The organism is Pseudomonas sp. E6002 (genome assembly GCF_013385565.1).
Classification (GTDB): domain Bacteria; phylum Pseudomonadota; class Gammaproteobacteria; order Pseudomonadales; family Pseudomonadaceae; genus Aquipseudomonas.
The window spans coordinates 251,789-277,426 of sequence record NZ_JACAPT010000023.1 but is presented as its reverse complement, the minus strand read 5'-3'; the positions used below and the strand labels follow the sequence as shown (position 1 = coordinate 277,426).

The following is a 25,638-nucleotide window of genomic DNA, read 5'->3' as shown; positions in this document are numbered from 1 at the left end:
CAGCAACGGATATGTACACAATCAAAACCCTACGTAGCCGGCCGAATCGCCTTGATCAGCGACTGCAACGAATACCCCAACCGCGACGCCAACCCCTCAGCCCGCGCCGACAACGCCGCCACATCAAGCACCTGATCCAGATCCGCCGGCACCAGCAAAATCACATTCCCCTCCTTCACCGGCAACTCCCAATAATGCCGGTGATACAACCCACGCAACAACGCCGCCCCCAAAGGCTTCCCATCATCCGTAGCCCACTGATTAATCACCAACCACCCCCCCGGGTTCAGCTTCTTCTGGCAATTCTCCAGAAACGTCCAGGCCAGGTGCCCAACCCCAGGGCCAACATCCGTATACAGGTCGACAAAAATCAGGTCCGCCGACTCAGCCGAAGGCAGCAATTCCAACGCATCCCCAACGCGGATATACAGCCGAGGATCATCATCCAGCCCCAAGTACTCAATGGCCAGACGCGGCACATCAGGCCGCAGTTCGATGGCTTCCACATCATCCAAAGGCAGAAACTTCAGGCAAGCCTGGGTCAACGTCCCAGCCCCCAACCCAAGAAACAACGCACTCTCCGGCTGCTCATGGCACAACGCCCCAATCAGCATCGCGCGAGTGTAGTCATACTCCAACCAGCTCGGGTCAGCAGTAAACACACAACTCTGCTCGATGGCATCGCCAAACTCGAGAAAGCGGTAATCGGCCACTTCCAGCACGCGGATCATGCCGAAGTCATCATGGACCTCGGCCAGCAGGCGCTCGACGCGCTCCTCAGACATTGCAACTCCTAACGGCGTGCCAACGGGAAAGCCGGGATTGTGGGCGAACCGGCGGCAGCAGGTCACGTACTAATTGCTGATAACATGACGGCCCGACCGCAAATCACTCGAGTTCATGATGAGCCAACCCTGGAGCCCCGACAGCTGGCGCGCCCTGCCGATCCAGCAACAACCCCAGTACCCTGACGCCGCGCATTTGTCGCAGGTCGAGCAAAACCTGGCGAGCTATCCGCCGCTGGTGTTTGCCGGTGAAGCCCGTGAGTTGCGCCGTCAGTTTGCCGAGGTGACCCAGGGTCGCGCCTTCCTGTTGCAAGGCGGCGATTGCGCCGAGAGTTTTGCCGAGTTCTCGGCGGCAAAAATCCGCGACACCTTCAAGGTGCTGCTGCAGATGGCGATTGTGATGACCTTCGCTGCCGGCTGCCCGGTGGTCAAGGTCGGGCGTATGGCGGGCCAGTTCGCCAAGCCGCGCTCTTCCAACGATGAAACCATCGACGGCATCACCCTGCCCGCCTACCGCGGCGATATCGTCAACGGTATCGGCTTCGACGAAAAAAGCCGCGTGCCCGATCCGGACCGCCTGCTGCAGTCCTACCACCAGTCCACCGCCACCCTGAACCTGCTGCGGGCGTTTGCCCAGGGCGGTTTTGCCGACCTGCACCAGGTGCACAAGTGGAACCTGGACTTCATCGCCAACTCCGCCCTGGCCGAGAAGTACAGCCAACTGGCCGACCGCATCGACGAAACCCTGGCCTTCATGCGTGCCTGTGGCATGGACAGCTCGCCGCAACTGCGCGAGACCAGTTTCTTCACCGCCCACGAAGCGCTGCTGCTCAACTACGAACAAGCCTTCGTGCGCCGCGACAGCCTGACCAACGACTATTACGACTGCTCGGCACACATGCTCTGGATCGGTGATCGCACCCGCCAACTTGACGGTGCCCACGTCGAATTCCTGCGCGGGGTGAACAACCCGATCGGGGTCAAGGTCGGCCCGAGCATGAACCCCGACGACCTGATCCGCCTGATCGACATCCTCAACCCGGACAACGACCCGGGCCGCCTGAACCTGATTGCGCGCATGGGTGCCAGCAAGGTCGGCGACCATCTGCCCAACCTGATCCGCGCGGTACAGCGCGAGGGCAAACAGGTGCTGTGGAGTTCCGACCCGATGCACGGCAACACCATCAAGGCCAGCAGCGGCTACAAGACACGGGACTTCGCGCAGATTCTCAGCGAAGTGAAGGAGTTTTTCCAGGTGCATGAAGCCGAAGGCACTTACGCCGGCGGGATTCATATCGAGATGACCGGGCAGAACGTCACCGAGTGCATCGGTGGCGCGCGGCCGATTACTGAAGACGGGCTGTCGGACCGCTACCACACCCACTGCGACCCACGGATGAATGCCGATCAGTCGCTGGAATTGGCATTCCTGATCGCCGAGACGCTAAAACAGGTCAAGCGTTAAAAGCTCTACCCGCAACCGTGCCGCACTGGCCCGCTGGCAATTGAGCTGTATCTGCTCAAGCCCGAGCCAGTCGGCCATCTGCCGCAGATTCAGGGCCAGCGCGCGCATGCCCTCCTCGCCCAGCCCCGGCTCTTCCTCGTGAACGGCATGCACCGCCAGGCGTCCGGCCGCCCGCTCCGCCCGCAGATCCACGCGCGCGGCAATCCGCTCGTTGTGCAGGAACGGCAGCACGTAGTAGCCATATACCCGCTTGTCCTGGGGCGTGTAGATCTCCAGCCGATAGCGGAAATCGAACAACCGCTCGGTACGGCTGCGCTCCCAGATCAGCGAATCAAAAGGCGATAACAGTGCGCTGGCAGGCACCTTGCGCGGGACTTTCGGCTCGGGCAGGCAATAAGCCGGCTGTTTCCAGCCCTGGACCTCGCAGGTGATCAATTGCCCATCCTCGACCAGCTCCGCCAGGCGCCCACGGCTGTCGGCCGGGTCCAGACGGAAGTAGTCGCGCAGGTCTTTTTCAGTGCCCACCCCCAGCGCCGTGGCGCTGTGCAGCAGCAAACCGCGTTGCGCCTCAGCCTCGTCCAAGGGGGGTTGCTGGAGAATGTCGGCCGGGATCACACGCTCCGGCAGGTCATACAAACGCTCAAAACCCCGCCTCCCGGCGACGGTCACCTGGCCGGCGGCGAACAACCATTCCAGCGCATGCTTTTCATCGCTCCAGTCCCACCACGGGCCGGCGCGCTCCTCGCGGGTCGACAAACTGCCCGCACCCAGGGCGCCTTGTTGTTCGACGATGCCCAGCACCCGGGCGATGGTGGCCTGCTGCTCGCGACCAAAACGCGCCATTTGCTGATAGATCCCCTGCCCCCGGGCCGCCCGTTCCATGCGCCAGCGCATCAATGGGTACAACGCCATTGGCAACAACGACGCCTCATGGCCCCAATATTCGAACAGCGAGCGGCGCCGCCCCGAACTCCAGGCGGCCTGCTCTAGAATCAACGGAGAGTAATGCCCCAGACGGGAAAACAGCGGCAGGTAGTGCGAACGCACCACCGCATTTACCGAATCAATCTGCAACACGCCCAAACGCTCAACCAGGCGATTGACCTGCGCCGCCTTGATCAACGCCGGCGGCTGGCGCCCGGAAAAACCCTGGGCGGCCAGCGCCAGGCGTCGCGCCTGCTTGAGGGAAAAGGACAGTTCTGCGGGCATGGGCATCTCCTTGTGTGCTCGCGAACCACCCTACTGCATCCCGAGTCATTTTCGCAGCGGGTCTTCCCAAAAATGCCGGCGGCTTTCCTGCTCGACATCGCCACGGTTGAGCCCGATGTCCTTGAGCGCCTCATCGCTCATGCTCATCAACAGCTGGCGCTCACGGTGCACGGCCATCCACCGGGAACCCAGTTGAAGCAGCCCGGAAAACGGCCGCTTCGCCATCAGTACAAAGCCTCTTTGACCTTTCATCATCTCGCCCTCCAGTGGGGATGACTGAAGTCTGTGCCTGGCGCTATGATCAATCCAACGAATGTTTCTTATGCAATACATCTCGGAGATTGATCAATTGTCCAGCTACCCGAGTATCGACACCGAGGTGCTGCGCACCTTCGTCGCCATCGCTGATCAAGGGGGCTTTACCCGCGCCGGCGAGCAGGTCAACCGCACCCAGTCGGCGGTGAGCATGCAGATGAAACGCCTGGAAGAAGATGTGTTGCAGCGCAAGTTGTTCGAGCGCGATGGTCGCCAGGTGCGGCTGACTCCGGAAGGCCAGGTGCTATTGGGCTATGCCCGCAGGATCCTGAAGCTGCACAGCGAGGTGTTCAACACCCTGCGCGAGCCGCACATGGTCGGGTTGGTGCGCATCGGCACCCCGGACGATTACGTGATGCGCTACTTGCCGGGGATTCTCAAGCGCTTCTCCAAGGCTTACCCGCTGATCCAGATTGAAATGCACTGCGAGTCGTCGCCGGTGCTGATGCAGCGCCGGGACCTCGACCTGACCGTTATCAGCCGCGAACCGGGAAATGAAATCGGCGAACTGCTGCGCCATGAACGCATGGTGTGGGTGGCGGCGCCCTGCTTCTGTATGGATGAGCACAGCGCCCTGCCCCTGGCCATTTCCGGCCTCGACAGTTTTTGCACGCAGTGGGCACGCGCCGCGCTGGACGCCCAGGGGCAGGAGTACCGACTGGCGTATCACAGCTCCAACGGGGCCGCGATCCTCGCAGTGGTGGGTGCCGGCCTGGCCGTCACGATCAATATGGAAAGCCTGGTGACCGAAGACCTGCGCATATTGGGCACAGCGGACGGTTTTCCGCCGCTGCCGTCGGTCAACCTGCGGCTGTTGCGCAACCCGCGCACCACCTCGCCGATTACCGAATGCCTCGCCGAATACATCCTCGAAGGCTTCAAACTTTAAACGTCAGCATCACCGCACACACCGCCAGGAACCCGCAGAACAGCCCGCGTAACATGCGCTCCGGCATGGCGTGGGCGACTTTCACGCCCCAACTGATACTGAGCAAACCGCCGACGGCCAAAGGCACGCCGATCAGCCAGTCCACTTCGTGGTGCCAGGCGTAGGTCACCAGGGTCACGCTGGTGCTCGGCAGCGCCAGGGCCAGCGACAGCCCTTGGGCCACCACCTGGCTGGTGCCGAAGATGCTGGTCAGCACCGGCGTGGCAACCACTGCACCGCCCACCCCGAACAAGCCACCCATGGAGCCCGACGCCGCGCCCAACACCCCAAGCCACGGCCAGGAATAACGCATCTGCGCTGACGGCGGTGCATTGTGGGTAAACATTCGCAGCAGGTTGTAGGACGCCAATACCAGCAGAAACGCGATAAAACCCACCCGCATCACGTCAGCATCGATCCCCACCGCCCAGATCGAGCCCAGCCAGGCGAAGGAAAAACCCATCACGCCCAATGGCAGTGCATGACGCAATTCAATCCGGTTGCGCTGGTGATAACGCCACAACGCCAGCATCACATTCGGCACCACCATCACCAGGGCCGTGCCTTGGGCGATCTGCTGGTCGAGGCCGAAAAATACCCCCAACACGGGAATGGCAATCAGCCCGCCGCCGATGCCGAACAAGCCACCGACCGTGCCCAACGCTACGCCCAGCATTAAATACAACGCTAAATCTGCCACCCGCTCGCTCCTGCTGTTCCCAGGCCTTGCATGCTACGCAGTCCGCTCTGGTGCGGAAACGCACAGCAACGCACAATGGCTGTGCCAATCTCGCACAAGCAGACGCTGATGAACCCCAATACATTGACCGATCAACTGAGCCTGTTTCTCGACGTACTGGAAGCCGGCAGCTTTTCCGCAGCCGCGCGCCGTCACCCGCTCACGCCCTCGGCCGTGGCGCGGCGCATCGACAGCCTGGAAAGCTCGGTGGGTAGCCGGCTGTTTCAACGCAGCACCCATGCGGTGGTGCCGACGCCCGCCGGCCTGGCGTTTGCCGAGCGCGCCCGGCGGATTGTCAGCGAGCTGCAACTGGCGCGGGCCGAAGCGGTGTCGCTGAGTCATGCGCCTGAAGGCTTGATCCGCGTGGACGCACCGGCGGCCTTCGGCAGGCGGCATTTGGCGCCTGCCATCGCTGACTTTCTCAATGTCTATCCGGGACTGGACGTGCACCTGCACTTGATCGACAGCTTTGTCGACATGCAGGGCGAGCATCTGGGCAAGGTCGACCTGGTGCTGCGGGCCGGGCATATCGTCGACACCCGGCTGATTGCCACGCCACTGGCCAGCATCGTGCGCATCGCTTGCGCAAGCCCGGCCTACCTGAAAAGCCGTGGCACCCCGACCCATCCCAGCCAGTTAAGCGAGCATGACGGCCTGGATTGGGAAGGCCTGGCACCGATGTTCGCCTGGCGTTTTGAGCTCGATGGGCGCAAATCCACCTACCGCCCGCAGCGCATTCGCATGAGCGCCAATAACGCCGAAGCCCTGCTTTCAGGCGCGCTGGCCGGACTGGGTGTTGCGCATCTGCCCACCTGGCTCGCCAGTGAATACCTGGTGCGCGGTGAACTGGTCCCGCTGTTCTGCGAGAACGGCCTGCCGACGCCTGAAACCGCGGGCATCTATGCGCTCCGCCTGGAGCAACACGCCAACGCCCGCAGCCGCTTGTTGCTGGAATACCTCAAGGCGCGCTTCAGCCCTGTGCCGCCCTGGGACCTGGCACTGCAAAGCGGCCTGGGTTGACCGGCCGGACAGAATTGTCTGGCGCGTTAAAGATTTGCCCGCTAGATTCGAAACCAGACACGTTTTAAGGCACTGCCATGACCAAGCCCCTCGATACCTGCGAATCCTTGTTGCTCGACAACCAACTGTGTTTTGCCCTGCATTCCACCTCGTTGTTGATGACCAAGGTCTACAAACCGCTGCTGCAAGCCCTCGGCCTGACCTATCCGCAGTACCTGGCCATGATGGTGCTGTGGGAAGAGGATGGCTTGACCGTAGGCGAAATCAGCAATCGCCTGCTGACGGATCCCGGCTCCCTGACGCCGCTGCTCAAGCGCCTGGAAGCCGAAGGCCTGCTCAGCCGCACCCGCAGCCGCGAAGACGAGCGCGTGGTGGTGGTTGAATTGACCGAGGCCGGGCGCGCCCTGCGGGACAAAGCCATGGATATTCCACAGTGCATCCTGGGCGCCAGCGGGCTGGACATCGAGCAGTTGCGCAAGCTGCAGGGCGATTTACTGGCACTGCGAAAAAACCTGCAAGTCTCCCTCTAAAGGCACCACGCATCAAAAAATGTGGGAGCGGGCTTGCTCGCGAATGCGGTGGATCAGTCAATGCATCTAGTGACTGTCACACCGCATTCGCGAGCAAGCCCGCTCCCACATTTGTTTGTGCAATGCCTGGCTATCAAAGCACGCAAAATATTTTCCAAATATATCTTGCGCACTAACTATTAGCGAGATACATTCACCTCGCCACTTACTTAGCGCGCAAACATTTAGCGCAAACACTGACGAGGAAATCACCATGCAAGCTCTCTACACCGCAGTAGCCACCGCCACCGGCGGCCGTGATGGTCGTGCTGTTTCCAGCGACAACATCCTCGATGTAAAACTCTCCACGCCAAAAGAACTGGGCGGCGCGGGTGGCCAGGCCACCAACCCGGAACAACTGTTCGCCGCCGGTTACTCCGCCTGCTTCATCGGTGCCCTGAAATTCGTCGCCAGCCAGACCAAACGCAAAATCCCGGATGACGCTTCGATCACTGCCCACGTCGGCATCGGTCAAATCCCCGGCGGTTTCGGCCTGGACATCGACCTGCACGTCAGCTTGCCCGGCCTGGCCCAGGACGACGCGCAAAGCCTGGTCGACGCTGCGCACCAGGTCTGCCCTTACTCCAACGCCACCCGTGGCAACGTCGATGTACGCCTGCACGTAACCGTCTGACCCACGCGGTTTTTTGGAGAAGAACATGAACACATTTGGCAAAGTACTCACCGGCACCCTGCTCGCCTTCTCGATCACCAATGCCTTTGCGGCCGGCGGTGACGTGGAGCACAACACCCAGGCGTTTCTCGATGTACTGAACGCCGGCACCGGCAAACCGATGGAGCAACTGACGCCCAGGGAAGCCCGTGCGGTGCTGACAGGCGCACAGTCAGGCGTGAAACTGACGCTGCCCAAGGCCGACGTGAGCCAGAAGACCATTCAGGTCGATGGCCAGCCGCTGAGCCTGACCATCGTGCGTCCGGCCGGGGTCAAGGGCACATTGCCGGTGTTCATGTTCTTCCACGGCGGTGGCTGGGTACTCGGGGATTTCCCGACCCACGAGCGCCTGGTGCGTGACCTGGTGGTGGGGTCCGGAGCGGCGGCGGTGTTCGTCAACTACACGCCATCACCTGAAGCGCACTACCCGGTGGCGATCAACCAGGCGTACGGGGCAACCAAGTGGGTGGCCGAACACGGCAGCGAGATCAACGTCGATGGCAAACGCCTGGCCGTCGCCGGCAACAGCGTCGGCGGCAACATGGCAGCGGTGGTCAGCCTGATGGCCAAGGACAGGGGCACTCCGTCAATCAAGTTCCAACTGCTGTTGTGGCCGGTGACCGACGCCAACTTCGACACCGGGTCCTACAACCAGTTTGCCGAAGGCCACTTCCTGACCCGCAACATGATGAAGTGGTTCTGGGACAACTACACCACCGACACCAACCAGCGCGCCGAGATCTATGCGTCGCCCCTGCGGGCAAGCACCGCGCAGCTCAAGGGTTTGCCACCTGCGTTGATTCAGACCGCAGGCTCGGACGTGCTGCGTGACGAAGGCGAAGCCTATGCCCGCAAGCTGGATGAAGCCGGTGTACCGGTGACCGCCGTGCGCTACAACGGCATGATCCATGACTACGGTTTGCTGAATGTCGTCAGCCAGGTACCGGAGGTTCGTTCGGCGCTGCTGCAGGCGTCCGAGGAGCTGAAGCAACACCTGAAGTAAAAACCGGCACCCACAAAAAAGCCCGACTGATGGTCGGGCTTTTTTTATCGTACCGGTGGCGCAAGAATTACTTCTTGGCGCGACCTTTGTACGAACCACCTTCACGGGTGTCGATCTCGATCAGGTCGTCGATTTCGATGAAATCGGCTACTTGCAGTTCGGTACCGTTAGCCAGCTTGGCAGGCTTCATCACCTTGCCCGAAGTGTCGCCGCGAGCGGAACCTTCGGTGTAGGCAACCTTACGCACGATAGTGGTCGGCAGCTCTACGGAAACCAGACGGTCTTCGAAGAAGATAGCTTCGCAGACGTCTTCCATGCCTTCTTCCACGAACGGCAGAACGGCTTCGATGTCTTCAGCGTTCAGCTCGTACATGGTGTAGTCGGTGGTGTCCATGAACGTGTAGGTGTCGCCGCTGATGAAGGACAGGGTCGCTTCTTTGCGGTCGAGGATCACGTCGTCCAGTTTGTCATCGGCGCTGTAGACGATCTCGGTCTTGTAACCGGTCAGCAGGTTCTTCAGCTTGGTCTTCATGATTGCGCTGTTACGACCAGACTTGGTGAACTCAGCTTTCTGAACCAGCCAAGGGTCGTTTTCGAGACGGATCACTGTACCGGGTTTCAGTTCTTTACCAGTTTTCATTGCGAATATCCGAAATTTGGATGGGATTTACAAAAATCAAGGTCGCGTATCATATCCAATTTACATAAAACTGTACCAGCGCCGTCGCAAGATCGGTCCGCGAGCCTTGTTCCAGAGCCCATTTCTCGGCGTTCGCGGTCACTTCCGGCCAGTGTTCCAGCAGCATTTTCCAGCAAAGTGCCATATCGCCATCAGCGTTCCAGGCCTGCCAAAGGCCGACCAACGCGACTTTCGCAGCCGGAGACAGACCTTCGGTATACAACTCAAGGAACGCATCGAGCTTGTCCAGGTGAATGTCTTCGTCCTGGCGATAGATATGCCACAACAGTGGCCGCCCGGCCCATTGCGCCCGCACGAACGAGTCTTCGCCGCGCACGGCGTTGAAGTCGCAGCACCACAACAGCCGGTCGTATTGCTCCTGGCGCACAAACGGCAGCACTTGCACGGTCAACCCGTCGCGCCGGTGCACATCACCTACTTCCAATGACTCGACCCCCAGCCAGCCCTGCACATCTCCGAGGATCCGCCCTTCCGGCACCAGCAGATGAGTGGCGCGCCCATCGGCCGCCAGCACGTCGAGCCAACTGGCCAGCCCGGCGTTTTCATAGGCGAACAACGACATCATCCGCGCACCGTCCACCGGGAAAACCCCAAGCGCCTGCAGAAACTGCTGCCGGGCGGCGGCGTCTTGCTGGAAGGCATCGCGCTGTTCCAGCAGCCCCGCCTCACGCAATAAGCCGCCGGTGCCGGGACGGAATCCGGGAAAGAAGAAGTACTTTTGCACGCCCTTGAATTTCACCGAGGGCAAACCGTGGCAGCCGACCACCCAGTCTTCGGCGCTCAGGTAATCCAGGTTCATCCACAGCGGCGTGCGGTCGCGTGCGGCCATCGCCTCCATGTAGTCAGGCGGCAATTGACAGGCGAACGCAGCGATCACCACGTCTGCCGCGTCGGTCGCCGGCCAGTCGGAGGGCCAGTAGCGCACGTCGACGCCCTCTTGCCATTGCTGGTGCACCTGCACATCAATCTCGGGGCACATGCGTTCGAACGCCCGCAGGTCATCGACCCACAAGCGCACCGCACACCCTTGTTCCGCCACCAATTGCCGGGCCAGGCGCCAGGTCACGCCGATGTCGCCGTAGTTATCGACGACGCTGCAAAAAATATCCCAGCGGGCTTTCATTCCGGGCTCCAACGCTCAAAGGCTCGATTGTCCGTATAAATGCCTCGATACAGAAGGGTTGATCGCGATTATTCTGCGCGCGGCTGTGGGACAATCGGCGCCATGCCGCACGTGCCTGCCAGGAGGCCACCATGTCTGATCGTTCGTTCTCGCTGTTCAAACTCAGTATCGCCGTGGCCTTCGGCCTGTGGCTGGGGTTTATCGCCATTGTGCTGAGCGTGTGGCTGGCTTCCCGCTACCTGCCCGAGCAAACCGTGGCGCCGGTGGCCCGAGTGGTGCAGCAACTGGGCAAGCCAGAGGTGGTTGCACCGGAGCCGCCGAACCGGATGTTCGAGCAGTACCAGGAGAACCTGCGCAAGCAGGAGCAACAGCAAACCCTGGACCAGGCCCGCAACAACCCGCGTAACCTGTCCAACCCCAAATGCCAGTTCTGGCTGCAACAGGACCAGAACGCCCCCAACGACAAGAGCCGGGCCAACGTCCTGCAATTTTGCGATTGATCACGAAAGCCGCCCATGAATAAACACGCCGTTCACCAGTTGGTTTTGGACAAGCTCGCGGTCGATCTCGATATCGCCCAGCGCGCCGCGCAAACCGCGTACGAAACCGCGACCCACGAAGAAAACATCGCCGAGAACAAGTACGACACCCTGGGCCTGGAGGCTTCTTACCTGGCAGCCGGCCAGGCCCGACGCGTCGAGGAGATCCGGCAGGCGCTGACGCTGTGCCAGAACATGCAGCTGCGAGCCTACGATGACCAGCGCGGCATCGAAGTGGGCGCATTACTGGGGTTGGCAGATGAAAACGATCGCCAGCAGTGGCTATTCCTGGCGCCGGACGGCGCAGGCTTGAAGGTCGATGTGGTGGGGCAACCGGTGACCGTCATCACCCCACGCTCGCCCCTGGGCAAAAGCCTGTTGGGCAAGTTCGAAGGGGATGAGGTGGAGATTCTGGTGGGGGGCGCTCGGCAACAGTTTGCTGTTACCGAGGTGAAGTGAGCCGATCAGTGAACCGGTAGTTCAACGCCGTCGAACAGCTCTTCCAGTTCCTGCTTGTTGTGGCACTGGATGGCCTTGGCCATCACTTCGCGCGTCAGGTGCGGCGCGAACTTTTCGATGAAGTCGCACATGAAACCACGCAGGAAGGTGCCACGACGGAAACCGATCTTGGTCACGCTGGACTCGAACAGCTCGCTGGCATCGAGCACCACCAGGTCGTTGTCGAGCTTGGTGTCGACCGCCATCTTGGCGACGATACCGACACCCAGGCCCAGGCGCACATAAGTCTTGATGACGTCGGCGTCAGCCGCGGTGAACACCACTTTCGGCGTCAGGCCGCGATGGCTGAAGGCTTCGTCGAGTTTCGAACGGCCGGTGAAACCGAACACATAAGTCACGATCGGGTATTCAGCCAGGGCTTCCAGGGTCAGCTTCGGCAGCTTGGCCAATGGGTGGCCTTGTGGGACCACGACGCAACGGTTCCAGCGGTAGCACGGCATCATCACCAGGTCGCCGAACAATTCCAGCGCTTCGGTGGCAATCGCGAAATCGACGGTGCCGTCGGCGGCCATCTCGGCGATCTGCATCGGCGAGCCCTGGTGCATGTGCAAGGCCACGTCCGGGTACTGCTTGATAAAGCTGCTGATCACCGGCGGCAGCGCATAACGCGCCTGGGTGTGGGTGGTGGCGATCGACAGGGTGCCCTTTTTCTCGTTGGAGAATTCCTGGGCGATCTGCTTGATGCTTTCGACCTTGCGCAGGATCTCGCCGGCGGTGGTGATGATGCGCTCACCGGCCGGGGTGACACGGGTCAGGTGCTTGCCGCTGCGTGCGAACACTTCAACGCCCAACTCATCTTCGAGCAGGCGGATCTGCTTGCTGATACCGGGTTGCGAGGTGTAAAGGCTTTGAGCAGTAGCGGAAACGTTGAGGTCGTGGTGCGCCACTTCCCAGATGTAGCGCAGTTGTTGAAGCTTCATATGTGTCCCTCAAAGCGGATAGACGCCACGGGTATCAGCGACGGTATATAACTATATTAAAGGTTAGACGGATAAATCTAGAACTTTTTATCGTTTTCTACCAATCACACGTCGTCACTGCGTCGACGCTGCAACAGCGGCACCAGGTACACCGGCACCTGGGACAGCTGCAGCACCCGTGCTGCGGTTCTCCCCAGGGGTGTTGCCACCCCGACCGCCTGGCTGTGACTACCTACGATCAACAAATCCACAGAGAGTTTCTGCGACTGGTCGAGAATCACTTCACAAGGATCACCCTGGATCACCCGCACCGAACGGATCAACTTGAGGTCCTGCTCCCCGTCCCCCAGCTCCTCGCGAAAACTGTCGAGCACCCGTTGCTCGATGGTCGCCATCACCGTCGTCAGGCCCTGGCTTTGCCATTCACTCAAGGCCTTCTCATCAAGGTAGCTCTGCAACACCGATTCGGCGAACAGCCCGATGGGCTCGACCACGTGAATCACATACAGATCAGCCTTGAACGTTCGCGCCAGCGCCAGGGCATGTTGCATCACATAGGGGGCATACAGACCGAGGTCAGTGGCGTACAGCATCGAACGAATCATAGAACCTCCTGGGCAGCCAGGATGGCGGGGATTGATTCAGCTTAGCAGCGCCTTTGGCAGTGCTCAGCCCTCGGTCTGAATTTTCAACTCGTTACTGATGCCATGGGGGACGTGACCGGTGGCCACGAACTCCCGGGCCTTCTCGCAATGCCCTTCCTGGTCATCGAAAAACACATCGGCGGCGAAGGCTTCGAGGAACGCCGACTTCTCCAGGCCACCAAGAAACAGCGACTCGTCGAGACGGATATCCCACTCGCGCAGCGTGCGAATCACCCGCTCGTGGGAAGGCGCCGAACGGGCGGTCACCAGCGCAGTGCGGATGGGGCAGGACTCGTCGGGGAACTCGCGCTGCAACAGGTTGAGTGCCGCCAGGAAGCCCTTGAATGGGCCGCCGCGCAACGGCTCGCGGGCGGATTCGCGCTCGCTGGCCTGGAAGGCTTCAAGGCCGCCCGACTGATAGACGCGCTCGGACTCGTCGGAAAACAGCACCGCGTCGCCATCGAAGGCGATCCGCAATTCGGCACTGGAGGCCCGACCTGCGCCGCCCGACAGAATCGTCGCTGCGGCAAACCCGGCATCCAGGGCGCTGCGCACATCCTCGGCATGGGTGGACAGAAACAGGTGGCAGCCAAACGCCGCCAGATAAGGATAAGGGCTGCGCCCGCCGACAAACGCCGCGCGGGAGATGTCGAGCCCGTAATGCTGGATCGAATTGAATACACGCAAGCCGGTGTCGGCACTGTTGCGCGACACCAGCACCACCTCGACCCGGGCGCGGCCGAGGCTGGCGTTGAGGCTCAGGAGTTTCTTCACCAGCGGGAAGGCGTCACCGGGCTCGAGGGTTTCTTCCTCGTGGTCGATCTGGTACTTGCGGTACGCCTCGACGCCTTGGGCCAGGTAGACCTTGTGGCTCTCGCTCAGGTCGAACAGCGCTCGCGAGGAAATCGCCAGCACCAGTTTGTCGCCCAATCCCTTCGCCATGGTGTTCCCCCCAATCAGCGGTTATGCCGATCCATAAAACTCAAGGCCTGATACAGCGCCTGCATGCGTGGCAATTCACAACCCGCCGCGTTGGCCGCGGCCAAGGGGCGCGCGTAGATCGCCGCCAGTTCCAGCGGGCGCTTGTGCACGTAATCGTGATACATGCTGGGCAAGTAGTCATCCATGCTCTCGGTCATGGTGAACATCTGCCCGGCGTAACTGGCGGGAATCTCATGCCCGCAGGCGTGGGCGCCCTGCACCACTTCGGCCATCAGCGCCTGGATCAGTTCGCGGCTGGACTCATCCGCCATCATCGCCGTGGTGCCCGTGCCGAACACTACCGAGAGGCCGTTGTAAGGCACGTTCCACACCAGTTTATGCCAGCGCGCCTGGTGCACATTGGCCATGGCCTGGGAATCGATACCGGCCTGGTGAAACAGCGCGGCGCCTTCTTCGACGATGGCTTGCCGACCGCTGTCATCGTTGGCCGCGGGGCCACTGTGGTAACCCAGGTTGACCCGGCCCAGCGCCTGATGCTCGACGATCCCGGGACCGGAACGGTGCACGCCGATGTAGCACAGGCCACCCAGCAGGTGCAGCGACGGCGGCAGGTGTTCACGCAGGCTGTCCTCTACGTCGAGGCCATTTTGCAACAGGATTATCCTGGCGTCCGGGGCGGCAACCTGAGCGATGGTCGGGGCCAGTTCGACATTCCCGGTCGATTTGGTGCCCACCAGCAGCCAGTCGCACGGTGGCATGTCGGCGGCGCGGGCATAAGCCTGTACCGGGTGAAGGTGCACGGTTCCGTGGATCGTGCTGTTGAGTTGCAGGCCGCGCTCGCTGACCGCCGCGTACTCGCTGCGCAGCAGGAAATGCACATCGAAGCCGGCGCGCGCGAGCATCACACCGTAGTAGCCACCAATGGCCCCGGTGCCGATGATCCCGATCCGTGGCGACTGTTTTGTTACTTCGGTCATGGCAACTCCTCTGGTATTCGTTTGAGCGCCTGCTGCACACCTTGAGTCAGGTCGCTGGCGGTCAGACGCGTCAGTGACGCTAATATTCCATGGAATTTCCCGTCACACACCACAAACAACGCCGGCAGGTGAAAGATCTCGTAGCGCTCCACTGCCCCGCCATTGTGACCCGCATCCACCCAGCACACCCGGTCCACCGGCAAGTCCCAACCCGGCAGTTGCTGGTGCAGGAAGCGGCAACGCGAGCAGCCGTCACCGGTAAACACCACCAGGGACGTGCCGGGAAGCCCCAGTAATTGCTGGTCGATATCCAGGTCGGTAAGTTGCAGTTCTTTCACTATACTGCTGCCACCGCCGTCAACTGGACGGTGCTCGGAGTCCGTGTGCATGGGTCGTTTCTTTCCTCACCCTGATGATGTCGCTGTCGAAATAACCCAACGCCCCATTTCCGGCATTTCCCGCCAACGGCTGCACACTATCGGCCTGGGCGGCGTCGCATGCAATTGCCCACGGGCCTGGCGCCAGGGCGCGGCCATCGAGTTGCACATCCCCTCACTGGGCCAGACGGCCCGCTATCCGGGCTATGTGGCATGGTGCCGCAAGGCCGAAAACGGCTACCGCGTCGACATTGCCTTTACCGATGAGCAGGCCTTGTTCGGTGCGCGGATGGGTGAGCAAGTGTGCCAGATCGAACGGTACTGCCGCCTCCACGAAGGCGTCGAGCCCACACCCGGGCAGAGCGAAGCGCTGGCCCGGGAATGGGTCACGCGCCATGCCGGCGAGTTCTCCCATGAGGCTTTTGTGCTGCCAGCGCTGGATTAAAGCGGACGTTGCCCATTGTCTCGCAGCCTTGTAACGCGCTAAGGTTCCGCTCCCCGCTGCACTTAAATCATGCTGTGCTCCGCCGCACGGGGATCGCTGGCGGCCGGCACCCGTGACCCTGACGAGTAACACGATGGCTGATTTACCGATCAACGACCTTAACGTCGAATCCAACGAGACCCTGATCACGCCCGATCAGCTCAAGCGCGAAATCCCCCTGAGCGACGCTGCCCTGCAGACCGTCACCAAGGGCCGCGAAGTCATCCGTGAGATTCTCGACGGCACCGACCACCGCCTGTTCGTGGTCATCGGGCCGTGCTCGATCCATGACCTCAAGGCTGCCCACGAATACGCCGAGCGCCTGAAGGTGCTGGCGGCGGAAGTGTCCGACACCTTGTACCTGGTGATGCGTGTCTATTTCGAGAAGCCGCGTACCACCGTCGGCTGGAAAGGCTTGATCAACGACCCGTACCTGGACGACTCGTTCAAGATCCAGGACGGCCTGCACATCGGTCGTCAATTGCTGCTGGACCTGGCGGAAATGGGCCTGCCGACGGCAACCGAAGCCCTGGACCCGATTTCCCCGCAGTACCTGCAAGACCTGATCAGCTGGTCGGCAATTGGTGCACGCACCACCGAATCCCAGACTCACCGCGAAATGGCTTCCGGCCTGTCCTCGGCCGTGGGTTTCAAGAACGGTACCGATGGCGGCCTGACCGTGGCGATCAACGCCCTGCAGTCGGTCTCCAGCCCGCACCGCTTCCTGGGCATCAACCAGGAAGGTGGCGTGTCCATCGTCACCACCAAGGGCAACGCCTACGGTCACGTGGTACTGCGTGGCGGCAATGGCAAGCCCAACTATGATTCGGTCAGCGTGGCCCTGTGCGAACAGGCGCTGAACAAGGCGAAGATCAAGCCGAACATCATGGTCGATTGCAGCCACGCCAACTCCAACAAGGACCCGGCCCTGCAACCGCTGGTGATGGAGAACGTGGCCAACCAGATTCTGGAAGGCAACCAGTCGATCATCGGCCTGATGGTCGAAAGCCACCTGAACTGGGGCTGCCAGGCGATTCCAAAGGACCTGGCCGACCTGCAATACGGCGTGTCGATCACCGATGCGTGCATCGACTGGTCTGCCACCGAGACCACCTTGCGCAGCATGCACGCCAAGCTCAAGGACGTGTTGCCCAAGCGCCAACGCGGCTGAGCACAGACTGCGGACACAAAAACGCCGGGCTAAACCCGGCGTTTTTTTTGATCGTTCCCCCGCCCTGCGTGGGAATGCATCCTGGGATGCTCTGCGTACCGCCCTACTCAATGCTCAAAGCTTCGCGGCATGGCGCTGGTGGCGCTCCATGTAGCGCTCAACGTAGGAGCAGGACGGGATCACCGTATAACCTGCCTCTTCGGCGAACTTCAACGCTTCCTCGGTCAGCGCGGCAGCAATGCCACGGCCGCGCAATGCGTTGGGCACGAAGGTGCGATAGATATCCAGGGTCTGCTTCCCGAGATCCATATAGGTCAGATAGGCACGATGACCGTCCACATTGGTCTCGAACTGATGACCAGCCTGGTCATGGTGGATGGACAACGCCTCGCTCATCACTACTCCTCGCGGGTCTTGGTTTCTGACCCCTACCTTACCGATGTTTTTCCGGCGAAGGAACATCTACGCCACCCGGTGCCGGTTTCGACAACGAGAAAAGCGGCCAGTGCCTTGCACTAGCGCTCACAACCAGCACAGGGAAATAGTAGGCGCCAATCGCACAATTGCTCAAGACGCGCTCGTCTTCCGTTGCGCTGGCGGACATAGAAAGGGCCAATCGAGATTCCTTACGTCGATGGCCTGAACATTGCCGGCAGTTGAAGCTTGAGACGAACACGCGCTCTTAAAGTCACCTCAACATGCACAAAAGATACCGAATGGCGAAAAGACAATCTGAACAATAGTGTCAGGGACGATATATAAAATGACTTATGTTTACATGGCTTAACACATGCCAGCCGGCCCTTTCAGGCTGGATCCAATCCTCGGCCGAGTGCAAAAATCTGCATATTTTTTATACAGACTCTCGAAAGATTAGCCAAAATAGATTGGACGCGAGAATTTTTTTTGCTTCTTGCGCTACGTCAGTTTACTTACTACAAGTAATGGGTAGTATGTACGCCGGCTATTAGCTCACTCTGAGAAAGTAGCCATTTAATAGAAAGTCCTTGAAGGGGAACACGATGAACAACGTTCTGAAATTCTCTGCTCTGGCTCTGGCCGCAGTTCTGGCTACCGGTTGCAGCAGCGTCTCCAAAGAAACCGAAGCTCGTCTGACTGCAACTGAAGACGCAGCAGCACGCTCCCAGGCTCGTGCAGACGAAGCCTACCGTAAAGCTGATGAAGCTCTGGCTGCTGCTCAAAAAGCACAACAGACTGCTGACGAAGCTAACGAGCGCGCTCTGCGCATGCTTGAAAAAGCAAGCCGCAAGTAATAATCCTCCGGGGTTGTTATCAAGCCGATCCATTCTTGGATCGGCTTTTTTTTGCCTGTGATTTGGCTGGATTCCAGACAATAAAAAACCCGTCACCGCGCGAGGCGATAACGGGTTATGGATCGTGCAGGCTTACTGCTGCAGATCGACCGGCGTACTCGATACCATCGGCGCCCCGCCGGGTACACCGATTTCCGTCGGCAAACCGTCTTCAGCCGCAACCACGTCACGCACCTGGTCCCAGTTGACCCGCAGGTTGCTGGACAGGTCTTCACGCTTGAGCAAGGCGTTGATGACGGCGGTGTGCTTGTCGACGACCGATGGGGTGCCATCGTCGTTCAGCGGCGTATGGGCTTCCAGGTAGACCTTGCCCCCGGCCGCGCCGAACTTGTAGGCGTCGTTGATAATCCGCACCGACGTGCCCACCGGCACCATGTCGGCCATTTCCAGCACGTTGTTGTTGAACATGCGGAAGCAACCGTGGCTGGTACGGGTACCGATGCCGAACTTCATGTTGGAACCGTGGATCAGGTAGCCCGGCGTGCCGAGGGTGAACTTGAACGGCCCCAGCGGGTTGTCCGGGCCCGCCGGCACGACGTTGGGCAACGGGTCGCCATTGGCGGCGTGTTCTGCCTTGATCGAGGCTGGCGGGGTCCAGGTCGGGTTCGGGATCTTGCCCGTGATGGTGGTGTGGGCCACTGGCGAGCCCCAGCCTTCACGGCCAATCCCCAACGGGAACGTGTACACCACGTTCTGGCCCTTGGGGTAGTAGTAGAGCCGGTACTCCGCCAGGTTGATCACGATGCCTTCACGCGGGCCGGGCGGCAGGATGAAGCGCGTCGGCAACACGATCTCGGTACCCGCTCCCGGCAGCCAGGCATCCACGCCCGGGTTGGCCGCGACCATCTCCGAATAACCCAGGTCGTAGGTGGTGCCGAGGTCCGCGAAGGTATCTTCGTACTTGGCCTTGATCACCTGGACCTGGCCAACGATATCTTCACCCGGTGGCGGCAAAGGCAACTGCAAGGCTGCAGCAGGACCGGCCGCGCAGAGCGCAGCGAGAGACAGGCAGCAGGTGACGGCGGAAAGGCGCGACAACATCCGGGAATTCCTTCGCAGATCGACGGGTAGTAGAAAATGGATTGTACACGGCTGCCCGGCGGGCACCCATATTCAAAGCTCGAAGCGCAGCTCTGGCCAGATCGGCGGTGTGCCGCGTTTTTGCGACTCGAGGATCGCCCGGCACAGGGGGCACAAACGCTGGTCCTGGAAGATCGAGCGATCCACCGATGACCAGCGCGGCTGGGCAGGCAACAACGTGCCGCAGAGGGTGCGGTCGATGGACCCGCCCAACTCCAATTGACGCGTCACCAGATGCACCCGGACTTCCTGGCAGGCGAACAGATCCAGCTGTTCGTCAGGCTCGATCAGTTGGTAGGCAAACAGTGACCAGGCAGGACGCGACATCGGGGGCTCCAAATCGAGGGGGCGCCACCTTAGCCGAAAGACCGCTGCTAGAAAAGCGTCATAGCAGTGGTTTTAGCGTTGGCCAGACATTTTCCAGCAACTTGCCCTGCGCGCCAACCGCCGGGTGCAATTGGTCAGCCTGCATCAGGTCCGGATGACCACCGACGCCTTCAAGGAAAAACGGCACCAGCGGGACGCTTTTTTCCTTGGCCAGGGCCGGGTAGACATTAGCAAACGCGGTGGTGTATTTCGGCCCGTAATTAGGCGGCAACTGCATGCCCAGCAGCAGCACCTTGGCACCGCTGGCCTTGGACTGTTCAATCATCGATGCAAGATTTTGTTTCAATTGCTCGGGTGGCTGCCCACGCAGGCCGTCATTGCCGCCCAGCTCGATGATCACCAGGTCCGGCTTATGCTCTGCAAGCGCCGCCGGCAGCCGCGCCCGGCCTCCGGCACTGGTGTCGCCGCTGATAGAGGCGTTGACCACTTTATCGTCGAAACCTTCGCTCTTGAGCCGTTGTCCCAACAACGCTACCCACCCTTTGCTGGTATCCAGCCCGAAACCGGCACTGATACTATCGCCAACGATCAGGACTGTACCCGCCGCTGCGTTCTGGGCCATGCACATCAAGGCCAGGCCAGCACTCAAAAACCACATTCGCATTGGATTCTCCATGGGCGCAAGCATTCTCACCGCGCGAAACCTTAGCAAAGTGGTTCCCAGCGCGGAAGGTGAACTGACTATCCTGCACGAACTGAGCCTGGAACTGAACAAGGGCGATAGCCTGGCTATCGTCGGCGCCTCCGGTTCCGGCAAATCCACCCTCCTCGGCCTGCTGGCCGGCCTCGACCTGCCCAGCAGTGGCGAAGTCACCCTCGCCGGCCAGGCCCTGAGTACCCTCGACGAAGACCAGCGTGCACGCATCCGCGCCGAGCACGTGGGGTTTGTGTTCCAGTCCTTCCAGTTGCTCGACAGCCTCAACGCGCTGGAAAACGTGATGCTGCCCCTGGAGCTGGACGGCCGCAAGGACGCCCGCGAGCGCGCCAAACACCTGCTGGAGCGTGTCGGCCTGGGCCAGCGTCTCACCCACTCGCCGCGCCAACTCTCGGGGGGTGAGCAGCAACGGGTAGCGATTGCCCGGGCGTTTGCTGCCGAACCAGACGTGCTGTTTGCCGATGAACCCACCGGCAACCTCGACAGCCATACCGGCGAGCGCATCAGCGACCTGCTGTTCGAACTCAACAAAGAGAGCGGCACGACCCTGGTGCTGGTGACCCATGACGAGCGCCTGGCCCACCGTTGCCGTCGCCTGATCCGTCTTGAAGCCGGCCTGATGGTCGCGCCACTGGAGCCTTGATGGCACGCTTGCCCTTGTTGCGCCTGTTCAGCCTTGCCCTTCGCCAGTTGCTGCGCGATGCCCGCGCCGGCGAACTGCGTGTACTGTTCTTCGCCCTGCTGGTGGCCGTGGCCGCCAGCACCGCCATCGGTTACTTCGGTGCCCGCCTGAACGGCGCGATGATGTTGCGCGCCACCGAGTTCCTGGCGGCCGACCTGGTGCTGGAAGGCAGTTCACCCGCCCGCACCGAGCAAATCCAGAGTGGCACCGAGCTGGGCCTGCAGCACGCCAGGGTGGTGGAATTCTCCAGCGTGATTGCCACTGACGCCGGCATCCAGCTGTCCAGCATCAAGGCGGTCAACGAGGCGTATCCGTTGCGCGGCGAGCTGAAGAGCGCCGCCGAACCCTTCGCCGAAGAAACTGCCGGAGGTGGCCCCAAACCCGGTGAAGCCTGGGTGGAAGCACGGCTGTTGACGGCACTGAACCTGAAAATTGGCGACAGCATCGACGTCGGCATGAAGACCCTGCGCCTTTCCCGCGTGCTGACCTATGAGCCGGATCGCGCCGGCAACTTCTATAGCCTGACGCCCAGGGTGATGATCAACCTGGCCGACCTTGACGCCACCGGCGTGGTGCAGCCCGGCAGTCGCGTGAGTTATCGCGCCCTGTGGCGAGCGCCACAGGGCGGCACCGTGCTGCAAACCTATCGCGACCTGGTCAAGCCCGGCCTGGCTGCCAACCAGCGGCTGCAGGATGCGCGCGACGGCAACCAGCAGATCGGCGGCGCGCTGGGCAAGGCCGAACGTTACTTGAACATGGCCAGCCTGGTGGCGGTGCTGCTCTCCGGCGTGGCCGTGGCGCTCTCGGCCAATCGCTTCGCCAGCCGACGCTTTGATGCCAGCGCCCTGCTGCGCTGCCTCGGGTTGTCGCGACGCGAAACCATGTTGCTGTTCAGCCTGCAATTGGCCGTGCTGGGGTTGCTGGCCAGCCTGACCGGCGCCCTGCTCGGCTGGCTGGCGCAATTGGGCCTGTTTGCGCTGTTGCATGACCTGCTGCCGGCGGACGTTCCACCCGGCGGGCTGCTGCCGGCCGTTGCCGGGATTGGCACCGGGCTGGTAGCCCTCGCCGGTTTCGCCCTGCCGCCGCTGGCCGCCCTGGGGCGGGTGCCGCCACTGCGGGTATTGCGCCGCGACTTGCTGCCAATCCCTTCCAGCACCTGGATGGTCTATGGTGCGGCGCTCTTCGCCCTGGGCCTGATCATGTGGCGCTTGAGCCTCGACCTGGTGCTGACCTTCGCCCTGCTGGGCGGCGGCGTGATTGCCGCGCTGGTTCTCGGCGGCCTGCTGCTCCTGTTGCTGCAAAGCCTGCGACGCCTGCTTGCCCGGGCCTCCCTGCCATGGCGCCTGGGGCTGGGCCAGTTGCTGCGTCATCCCCTGGCGGCCGCGGGGCAGTCACTGGCGTTCGGGCTGATCCTGTTATCCATGGGCTTGATCGCGTTGTTGCGCGGCGAATTGCTGGATACCTGGCAGAACCAGTTGCCCAAGGACGCCCCCAACTATTTCGCCCTGAACATCCTGCCCGCCGACAAAGACACCTTCGGCGCACGCCTGCTGGAATTACAGGCGCAATCGGCTCCGCTGTATCCGGTGGTACCGGGACGACTGATCAGCATCAATGGCTCGCCAGTGCAGGAGATTGTCAGCAAGGACTCCAGCGGCGATCGTGCAGTACAGCGAGACTTGAGCCTGACCTGGGCCGCCGACCTGCCACCGGGCAACAAGCTGACGGCGGGCTCCTGGTGGACGGCGCAACCGACCGACGAGATTCCAGGCGTCTCGGTGGAGGCCAAGGTCGCCGACAGCCTGAAACTCAAGCTCAACGATCACCTGGTGTTTACCGTCGGCGGGGAAAACCGCGAAGCGCGAGTCACCAGCCTGCGGGAAATCAACTGGGACAACTTCCAGCCCAACTTCTTCATGATCTTCCAGCCCGGCACCCTGAAGGACCTGCCGGCCACCTACCTGACCAGCTTCTACCTCGCACCCGGCCATGACCAACAGATCGTCGACCTGTCCCGGGCCTTCCCGGCGGTGACCATCCTGCAGGTGGAGGCACTGCTGGAACAACTGCGCAGCATCCTGGCCCAGGTCACCCTGGCGGTGGAGTACGTGCTGTTGTTTGTCCTGGCAGCGGGGATGGCCGTGTTGTTCTCCGGGCTCCAGGCAACCCTCGATGAGCGGATTCGCCAGGGCGCCCTGCTGCGGGCGCTGGGGGCTGAGCGCAAGTTGCTGGTCAAGGCCCGGCGTATCGAGTTCGGGTTGTTGGGCGCAGTCAGCGGGCTGTTGGCAGCGCTGGGCACTGAACTGGTGACACTGGTGCTGTACCGCTACGCGTTCGACCTGACCTGGCACCCGCATCCGTGGCTATTGCTGCTGCCGGTGATCGGCGCCGTGCTGATCGGCGGTGCCGGCGTGTTCGGCACCCGCCGCGCACTGAATGCCAGCCCGTTGACGGTGCTGCGCGAGGGCTGAAAACGCAAATGGCCCGCACGCGTTCATGCGTACGGGCCATCCGTTGTCACTTCACATATTCGATAGCGGTGATCCACCAGCACACTTCGCCACTGGGGGTCTGCACGAGCGCCTCGTCATCCACTTCCTTGCGCAACAGTGCCCGGGCCATGGGTGAGTCGATGGAGATGTAGTCCATACGCTCATAGATCTCGTCGTACCCCACGATGCGAAACCGCTTGGTCTCGCCCTGTTCGTTTTCAATCTCCACCCAGGCGCCGAAAAACACCTTCCCTTCCTGCTCGGGCATGTACTCGACCACGCGCATGTCTTCCAGGCGCTTGCGTAAATAACGCACCCGACGATCAATTTCCCGCAGCAGCTTCTTGTTGTACTGGTAGTCGGCGTTTTCGCTCCTGTCCCCCAGGGAGGCCGCCCACGTCACTTTGCGGGTGGTATCAGGGCGCTTTTCTCGCCACAGGTAATCAAGCTCCTTTTTCAGGGCCTCATGACCTTCTTTGGTAATCAGCTTGGTGCTCAAAAGCTCTACATCCCCTGGAAGTTTGCATTTTTCAGACCCGCTGCCGCATCAGGCACAACGCATTTAACGCCCGATGTCGGCTGTGGGGGTCGATGATAAATGAACTCGGGAAAGTAGCCAGACCCACCGGCGGATTCCGGCAACGACGCGTATCAGTCAGCCTCCGTCTGGGTCGGGCCGCATTCAGGCTGGCCGCGCCCGTTCTCGCCAAGCCATGCAAGTGACTCATCCAGGGATTGAAGCGTAACCCTCAGGTTGTCCCGCAGGACAGGCAACTGGAACAGCGCAGCCGTCAGCTGTTGCTCCTTGAGGCGCACCGCAAGGTCACGGTCATGCAACTGGGCTTCCTGGCTCTCCAGGTAGCGCGCACGCTCGTCCATTCGACGCTGCTCTGTCTGGTTCAGCGCCGAGCTGCCAGCCAGATGCTCTTCCCGGAGGGCCAGCGTGCGGGCCAACTGTTCCAGGGACGTTTCCTTTTCGGCAATCCTGTCGGCACTCCGCTGACTCTCCTGCTCAAGGTCAGCCTTTTCCTGGCGCAGTTCGAGACGCAACTGATCAAGCGCTTCTTCCTGCTTGAGCACGCTGAGCTTTTGCTGCGTCAGCTCCTGTGACAATCGGGAAAGATTGGCCAGCGTATCGTCCACTTCAAACAACGAGGATGACTCATTCCGGGCAGGCATGGGCGGCGGCGCCTGGGGGACCGGTTCAGGTTGTTGGACTATGGGCGCCGGCACTGGCGCAGCGACAGCAGGCGCCTCGATCGGTGCCTGTAGTGGCGCCTCAACGAGCGGCTCGGATATCTCGAGCTCAGCCTCGGGCGCCTGCGCCACCGGCTCGGGCAATGACCGCGCAGGCTCTGAAGGATCGGGGGACCTGGGAGCAGACACCATTCTTGAGGAGAAACGAATCGACGGCACGATCAACGTATTGCTTTCAATGGCGGGCAAACCGGGCGCCGACGTTCCCAGGGTAATCACCTTCATCACCAGGGATTTCTTGATCGTCAACGAGTGATGATCTTCAGGCCTGGCCGGGGGCAATTTGCAGCCTTTCAAATCAACAAAATGAAAGGGAATCTGAGTTTCGCCGCTGCTTGCAGATTTTGCCCCGGGAGCAGCCGCGAGCGTCAAGATTTGCTTGAAGACATGGGTCGCTATTTGCAGGTCTTCCTTGGAGTCTATCGCCCCCAGAAAGTAACGTTCGGACTTTTTGCGCAACGCTGCGATGTACACCCGTGAACTACCGGGCTCTGTTTCTTCATCCAGACTGTAGGCAAGAAAGTTTGAAGAGATCTGCGCCACCGCAAAACCACAAAGCAGTGCACCATTGACCGGTGCATCATGCCCGGACTGTTCAAGAACAAGGGTACGTAGAAGCAGCATGACATCAGGCTCCATTTCAAATTGG

The 25,638-nt window shown here is 61.2% G+C and carries 30 protein-coding genes; 13 read left to right on the top strand and 17 right to left on the bottom strand.

All coding sequences use genetic code 11. The features are described from left to right. Positions 1 to 29: 29 nt before the first annotated feature. The gene (locus HX815_RS19925) at positions 30 to 785 is read right to left on the bottom strand and encodes a spermidine synthase (RefSeq protein ID WP_008437778.1); all 756 of its coding nucleotides are present in this window, start codon (positions 783 to 785) and stop codon (positions 30 to 32) included. Between the two features lie 118 nt (positions 786 to 903). Between HX815_RS19925 and HX815_RS19920 the strand changes: the two genes are divergently transcribed. Further along, positions 904 to 2,250 carry a class II 3-deoxy-7-phosphoheptulonate synthase gene (locus tag HX815_RS19920; protein WP_087693647.1) on the top strand — a complete coding sequence of 449 codons (1,347 nt, stop codon included), beginning with the start codon at positions 904 to 906 and terminating at the stop codon, positions 2,248 to 2,250. On the opposite strand, the gene HX815_RS19915 is transcribed toward HX815_RS19920, so the two are convergent. Together HX815_RS19915 and HX815_RS19910 are read right to left on the bottom strand one after the other, a co-directional pair. Further along, positions 2,230 to 3,459, bottom strand: coding sequence for a winged helix-turn-helix domain-containing protein (locus HX815_RS19915; protein ID WP_177028756.1), 1,230 nt, complete (start codon positions 3,457 to 3,459; stop codon positions 2,230 to 2,232). The two genes, HX815_RS19920 and HX815_RS19915, sit on opposite strands and share 21 nt — an antisense overlap. A 45-nt stretch (positions 3,460 to 3,504) precedes the next feature. Continuing rightward, entirely contained in the window at positions 3,505 to 3,711 is a 207-nt protein-coding gene (locus HX815_RS19910; protein WP_003218685.1) for a DUF1127 domain-containing protein, read from the bottom strand. Positions 3,712 to 3,781: 70 nt separating this feature from the next. Here HX815_RS19910 and HX815_RS19905 point away from each other — a divergent pair, with 70 nt between their 5' ends. Further along, a complete protein-coding gene (locus HX815_RS19905; RefSeq protein ID WP_023659060.1) occupies positions 3,782 to 4,663 on the top strand; it encodes a LysR family transcriptional regulator in 882 nt (293 codons plus the stop codon). On the opposite strand, the gene HX815_RS19900 is transcribed toward HX815_RS19905, so the two are convergent. Then, the gene (locus tag HX815_RS19900; protein ID WP_087693650.1) at positions 4,653 to 5,402 is read right to left on the bottom strand and encodes a sulfite exporter TauE/SafE family protein; all 750 of its coding nucleotides are present in this window, start codon (positions 5,400 to 5,402) and stop codon (positions 4,653 to 4,655) included. The genes HX815_RS19905 and HX815_RS19900 overlap by 11 nt on opposite strands. A 108-nt stretch (positions 5,403 to 5,510) precedes the next feature. Here HX815_RS19900 and HX815_RS19895 point away from each other — a divergent pair, with 108 nt between their 5' ends. The 4 genes from HX815_RS19895 (at position 5,511) to HX815_RS19880 (ending at position 8,706) form a co-directional block, all read left to right on the top strand. Continuing rightward, entirely contained in the window at positions 5,511 to 6,461 is a 951-nt protein-coding gene (locus HX815_RS19895; protein WP_008437773.1) for a LysR family transcriptional regulator, read from the top strand. Between the two features lie 77 nt (positions 6,462 to 6,538). Then, a complete protein-coding gene (locus tag HX815_RS19890; RefSeq protein WP_003218693.1) occupies positions 6,539 to 6,991 on the top strand; it encodes a MarR family winged helix-turn-helix transcriptional regulator in 453 nt (150 codons plus the stop codon). A 253-nt stretch (positions 6,992 to 7,244) separates the two neighbouring features. Beyond that, positions 7,245 to 7,664 (top strand): organic hydroperoxide resistance protein, encoded by a 420-nt coding sequence (locus tag HX815_RS19885; RefSeq protein ID WP_003218695.1) that lies wholly within the window; start codon positions 7,245 to 7,247, stop codon positions 7,662 to 7,664. 25 nt (positions 7,665 to 7,689) lie between these two features. Next, entirely contained in the window at positions 7,690 to 8,706 is a 1,017-nt protein-coding gene (locus HX815_RS19880) for an alpha/beta hydrolase (RefSeq protein ID WP_177028755.1), read from the top strand. Positions 8,707 to 8,773: 67 nt separating this feature from the next. On the opposite strand, the gene HX815_RS19875 is transcribed toward HX815_RS19880, so the two are convergent. Both HX815_RS19875 and earP read right to left on the bottom strand, forming a co-directional pair. Further along, positions 8,774 to 9,346: an elongation factor P gene (locus HX815_RS19875; RefSeq protein ID WP_003218698.1), complete on the bottom strand. Its 573-nt coding sequence runs from the start codon at positions 9,344 to 9,346 to the stop codon at positions 8,774 to 8,776. A gap of 49 nt (positions 9,347 to 9,395) precedes the next feature. After that, positions 9,396 to 10,529: an elongation factor P maturation arginine rhamnosyltransferase EarP gene (gene earP, locus HX815_RS19870; protein ID WP_003218700.1), complete on the bottom strand. Its 1,134-nt coding sequence runs from the start codon at positions 10,527 to 10,529 to the stop codon at positions 9,396 to 9,398. 131 nt (positions 10,530 to 10,660) lie between these two features. Here earP and HX815_RS19865 point away from each other — a divergent pair, with 131 nt between their 5' ends. Then, complete coding sequence (locus tag HX815_RS19865; protein ID WP_003218702.1) at positions 10,661 to 11,029, top strand: hypothetical protein; 369 nt, start codon at positions 10,661 to 10,663, stop codon at positions 11,027 to 11,029. 15 nt (positions 11,030 to 11,044) lie between these two features. Further along, on the top strand, positions 11,045 to 11,527 hold the full coding sequence (locus HX815_RS19860; protein WP_003218705.1) for a GreA/GreB family elongation factor: 483 nt from the start codon (positions 11,045 to 11,047) through the stop codon (positions 11,525 to 11,527). Between the two features lie 5 nt (positions 11,528 to 11,532). Here the strand turns inward: HX815_RS19860 and cysB are convergent, their stop codons facing one another. The 5 genes from cysB to HX815_RS19835 all read right to left on the bottom strand — a co-directional run bounded on the left by cysB (position 11,533) and on the right by HX815_RS19835 (position 15,459). Continuing rightward, entirely contained in the window at positions 11,533 to 12,507 is a 975-nt protein-coding gene (gene cysB, locus HX815_RS19855) for an HTH-type transcriptional regulator CysB (RefSeq protein ID WP_003218707.1), read from the bottom strand. Positions 12,508 to 12,611: 104 nt separating this feature from the next. Continuing rightward, positions 12,612 to 13,112, bottom strand: coding sequence for a universal stress protein (locus tag HX815_RS19850; RefSeq protein WP_003218709.1), 501 nt, complete (start codon positions 13,110 to 13,112; stop codon positions 12,612 to 12,614). Between the two features lie 63 nt (positions 13,113 to 13,175). Continuing rightward, the gene (locus tag HX815_RS19845; protein ID WP_003218711.1) at positions 13,176 to 14,093 is read right to left on the bottom strand and encodes a 5'-nucleotidase; all 918 of its coding nucleotides are present in this window, start codon (positions 14,091 to 14,093) and stop codon (positions 13,176 to 13,178) included. A 14-nt stretch (positions 14,094 to 14,107) separates the two neighbouring features. Continuing rightward, positions 14,108 to 15,070 (bottom strand): putative 2-dehydropantoate 2-reductase, encoded by a 963-nt coding sequence (locus HX815_RS19840; protein ID WP_003218713.1) that lies wholly within the window; start codon positions 15,068 to 15,070, stop codon positions 14,108 to 14,110. Continuing rightward, entirely contained in the window at positions 15,067 to 15,459 is a 393-nt protein-coding gene (locus tag HX815_RS19835) for a hypothetical protein (RefSeq protein ID WP_003218715.1), read from the bottom strand. The genes HX815_RS19840 and HX815_RS19835 overlap by 4 nt, the downstream gene beginning before the upstream one ends. On the opposite strand from HX815_RS19835, the gene HX815_RS19830 reads away from it, so the two are divergent. After that, a complete protein-coding gene (locus HX815_RS19830) occupies positions 15,458 to 15,892 on the top strand; it encodes a PilZ domain-containing protein (protein ID WP_003218717.1) in 435 nt (144 codons plus the stop codon). The two genes, HX815_RS19835 and HX815_RS19830, sit on opposite strands and share 2 nt — an antisense overlap. Before the next feature lie 133 nt (positions 15,893 to 16,025). After that, positions 16,026 to 17,102, top strand: coding sequence for a 3-deoxy-7-phosphoheptulonate synthase (locus HX815_RS19825; RefSeq protein WP_003218719.1), 1,077 nt, complete (start codon positions 16,026 to 16,028; stop codon positions 17,100 to 17,102). Between the two features lie 114 nt (positions 17,103 to 17,216). Here the strand turns inward: HX815_RS19825 and HX815_RS19820 are convergent, their stop codons facing one another. After that, positions 17,217 to 17,498, bottom strand: a complete 282-nt coding sequence (locus tag HX815_RS19820) for a GNAT family N-acetyltransferase (protein ID WP_003189869.1) — start codon at positions 17,496 to 17,498, stop codon at positions 17,217 to 17,219. A 626-nt stretch (positions 17,499 to 18,124) separates the two neighbouring features. Here HX815_RS19820 and oprI point away from each other — a divergent pair. After that, entirely contained in the window at positions 18,125 to 18,376 is a 252-nt protein-coding gene (gene oprI / locus HX815_RS19815) for an outer membrane lipoprotei OprI (RefSeq protein ID WP_003172710.1), read from the top strand. A 132-nt stretch (positions 18,377 to 18,508) separates the two neighbouring features. Here oprI and HX815_RS19810 read toward each other — a convergent pair whose 3' ends face one another. From HX815_RS19810 to HX815_RS19800, 3 genes are all read right to left on the bottom strand, one after another. Beyond that, positions 18,509 to 19,477 carry a L,D-transpeptidase family protein gene (locus tag HX815_RS19810; protein WP_008437756.1) on the bottom strand — a complete coding sequence of 323 codons (969 nt, stop codon included), beginning with the start codon at positions 19,475 to 19,477 and terminating at the stop codon, positions 18,509 to 18,511. Positions 19,478 to 19,549: 72 nt separating this feature from the next. Beyond that, positions 19,550 to 19,843, bottom strand: coding sequence for a hypothetical protein (locus tag HX815_RS19805; RefSeq protein ID WP_003218723.1), 294 nt, complete (start codon positions 19,841 to 19,843; stop codon positions 19,550 to 19,552). 58 nt (positions 19,844 to 19,901) lie between these two features. After that, on the bottom strand, positions 19,902 to 20,507 hold the full coding sequence (locus HX815_RS19800; protein WP_003218725.1) for an arylesterase: 606 nt from the start codon (positions 20,505 to 20,507) through the stop codon (positions 19,902 to 19,904). Between the two features lie 10 nt (positions 20,508 to 20,517). On the opposite strand from HX815_RS19800, the gene HX815_RS19795 reads away from it, so the two are divergent. Both HX815_RS19795 and HX815_RS19790 read left to right on the top strand, forming a co-directional pair. Beyond that, complete coding sequence (locus HX815_RS19795; protein WP_003218726.1) at positions 20,518 to 21,201, top strand: ABC transporter ATP-binding protein; 684 nt, start codon at positions 20,518 to 20,520, stop codon at positions 21,199 to 21,201. Further along, complete coding sequence (locus HX815_RS19790) at positions 21,201 to 23,711, top strand: ABC transporter permease (RefSeq protein ID WP_177028754.1); 2,511 nt, start codon at positions 21,201 to 21,203, stop codon at positions 23,709 to 23,711. Before HX815_RS19795 ends, HX815_RS19790 begins: the two co-directional genes overlap by 1 nt. 46 nt (positions 23,712 to 23,757) lie before the next feature. Here HX815_RS19790 and greB read toward each other — a convergent pair whose 3' ends face one another. Then, positions 23,758 to 24,231, bottom strand: a complete 474-nt coding sequence (gene greB, locus HX815_RS19785) for a transcription elongation factor GreB (RefSeq protein ID WP_008437752.1) — start codon at positions 24,229 to 24,231, stop codon at positions 23,758 to 23,760. Positions 24,232 to 24,383: 152 nt separating this feature from the next. Further along, positions 24,384 to 25,613 carry a hypothetical protein gene (locus tag HX815_RS19780; RefSeq protein WP_177008076.1) on the bottom strand — a complete coding sequence of 410 codons (1,230 nt, stop codon included), beginning with the start codon at positions 25,611 to 25,613 and terminating at the stop codon, positions 24,384 to 24,386. Positions 25,614 to 25,638: the final 25 nt, after the last annotated feature.